Annotated in this window: 1 protein-coding gene; it reads right to left on the bottom strand. The window is 65.2% G+C overall.

The features are described 5' to 3' along the window. Positions 1-1811: toprim domain-containing protein (locus tag PO883_RS34320; RefSeq protein WP_289313781.1), on the bottom strand; the 1811-nt coding region annotated here is incomplete at both ends.

Here is a 1811-nt window from a genome sequence, read left to right as displayed (position 1 = left end):
AGGCGATGGTGTCGATCAGCGTCAGGTACTTTTCATGGTCGCGCCGGGTGCGCGTGCGGTCGTCAAGGAACGTCAGCTGGTCCGCGTACGGGTTGACCACGGCCAGTTTTTTTAATAGCCGCTGGGCGTTGCGGTGCAGCTCCAGGATGCGCTGCTTCTGTTCCTTTCTCACCAGTCCCTGCAGGGTGCGCTTTTCCCGCTGCAGCCGGTGGATCGCGCGCGTCTGCTCGCGGTCTTCGTCCACCGTCAACACCAGGCAGCGGTTCATCAGCTCTTCGTCGATATCGATGGCCGTCGTCGTCAGGAACATCATCACCGGCCCCTCGACCCGGTATTCCTGGGTCACCAGATTGCCGGTCTTGGGATCGGCGCCGGTGGTGGCGATCGTCAGCTCGCCCTCGGACTGCAGCAGTTTTAACGCGTAGCTGGCGCGGCTCGCGCCTTCCTCCTCGACGATGGCCAGGATCTTGTGTTTCAGGTTCGTCTCGCCCATGTAGAACAGCGACTGGCCGGTCATGGCGCTGTACTTGACCCGCTCCTCTTGCGGCATCAGGGCCAGCACCGCGTCCATCAACGAGCTTTTGCCGGCCGCGCTGGAGGACTGGATCACGATCGCCAGCGGCGCGTCCAGCCGGCGGCTGGTCGCGGCCAGGTAGCCCACCAGCTTATTGGTCGCTTCGCCCACGATGCCGCAGGCGTCGAAGTCGTCGGCGATGCGGGCCAGCAGGTCGGGGGCGGCGAGCAGGGCCAGCGCCGCCTCGCGATCAAGCGTGCCCATCGTCACCGCTTGCGGCTCTTTTGGTTTCAAGGCTCCCTGGATCTGCATCTCCTGCAAGGCTTCGAGCTTGAGCAGCACGCGCCCCAGGTCCGTCTTGAGCGTGTCTTCCGCAATGCGCAATTCGACCGCCGCTTGCGTGATGTAGCTGGCGCGCGCCCTGGCGTTGTACAGGTCGAAGGTGTCGACGTGGAAGGCGTCCCCGTTCGATGCCAGCACGTTCACCTTGAGCACGTCGTAGGCCAGGTTTTTAGAGAGGCCGCGCACCCGGTAGCGCCGCTCGGCGAACGACAGCACGACCTCGTTATCCTTCACGTCCGCATCCATCGCAAACGACGGCCCGCCCGGCGCGGGCGATGCCGGCAGCGGCGCCGCTATCTGTGCCGGAATTAATTTAGCGGCTAAATTTTCTTCCGCCGGCGATGCGGGCGTTTCTTTAGCGGCTAAAGAAGTGACGGAGGCTGGCGGCGCGCCATTCCCCATCCAGACGGCCTTGCGGATCAGCGCGCCCAGGCTTTTTGCGGCCGGCTGCACCTTCAACGCGTACTCGTTGGCGTCCATCCCCTTCGGGAACTGGATGCGGTAGCAGTCGATACCAACAGCAAGCAGGCGCTCCGCCAGCTTGTCGGCGGCGCGCTCGCCGGCGTCGTCGCGGTCGTAGGCGATCAGCACGCGGGCGGTGCCGTGCGCCTTGAACGCGGCCATATGATCTTCCGTGAATCCCTCGATGCCGTAGCTGGCGGTGACGTTGCGGTAGCCTGCGCACCAGAACGTCATGGCGTCGATCAGCGACTCGCACAGGATGATCTCGGTCGACGCCGCCAGCGCCGCGCCGTTCCACACGCCGCGGTGCGGGCCGGGCAGGTACAGATGCAGCGGCGTGCCCTTGCGCAGGCCGTCCGTGATCTTGCGCCCGTACACCTCGCCGACCTGGCCCTGTTCATCCATCACCGGCACCACCAGGCTGCCGTTGAAGTGTTCGTGCCCGCTCTCGCGGTAGATGCCGGTGCGTTCGAGCCGGGCACGGATGTCGGCG

It is taken from the genome of Massilia sp. DJPM01 (assembly GCF_030348125.1).
Classification (GTDB): Bacteria; Pseudomonadota; Gammaproteobacteria; order Burkholderiales; family Burkholderiaceae_D; genus Telluria_A; species Telluria_A frigida.
The sequence above is the reverse complement of the archived record's forward strand: the minus strand, read 5'-3'. Positions and strand labels throughout refer to the sequence as shown.